1 pseudogene is annotated in these 408 nt (G+C 58.1%); it reads left to right on the top strand.

Features of this window, described 5'->3' with window-relative positions:
- Nucleotides 1-212 (top strand): annotated as a pseudogene (locus U5805_RS31655) (transposase); the annotation flags it as partial.
- Between the last annotated feature and the right edge of the window lie 196 nt (nt 213-408).

Raw genomic sequence — 408 nt, 5'->3', positions numbered from 1 at the left:
GGCTTCTCGCGGCATTCGAACGGGTGCTACCGCTTCGCAAGCCATCGGATCTGGCGCGACGCGAGATCGTACAGTTTGTTCTGAGCGCGACCGGTGGACTGACAGGCGAGATATCCACGTTACTCAACGATGCTGCCGAGCTGGCGATTCGCAACGGCGACGAATTCATTGGCATTGCGCACCTTGAGCAAGTCAGCCGACCCGCACCCTAGCGTTGCTCCATGGCCGATTACTCCAAGGCCTTTCTATGAAGAAGCCTTTGGATGCTGGTTGGGCCGTGTTGCAGCACCATATCAGTTGAGCGTTGCAATGCTCTGGGAAATGAACGCGCGCGAGCCGCTGCCTGCGTTAGGAACTGCTGGATGGATTCTCTTCCCTCCGGTTTCACACTCCGCGCTCCGACGATTG

The sequence above is a fragment of the Paraburkholderia sp. J41 genome, assembly GCF_905220235.1.
Classification (GTDB): domain Bacteria; phylum Pseudomonadota; class Gammaproteobacteria; order Burkholderiales; family Burkholderiaceae; genus Paraburkholderia.
Note: the sequence above shows the minus strand (reverse complement) of the source record. Positions and strands in the feature narration are given on the sequence as shown.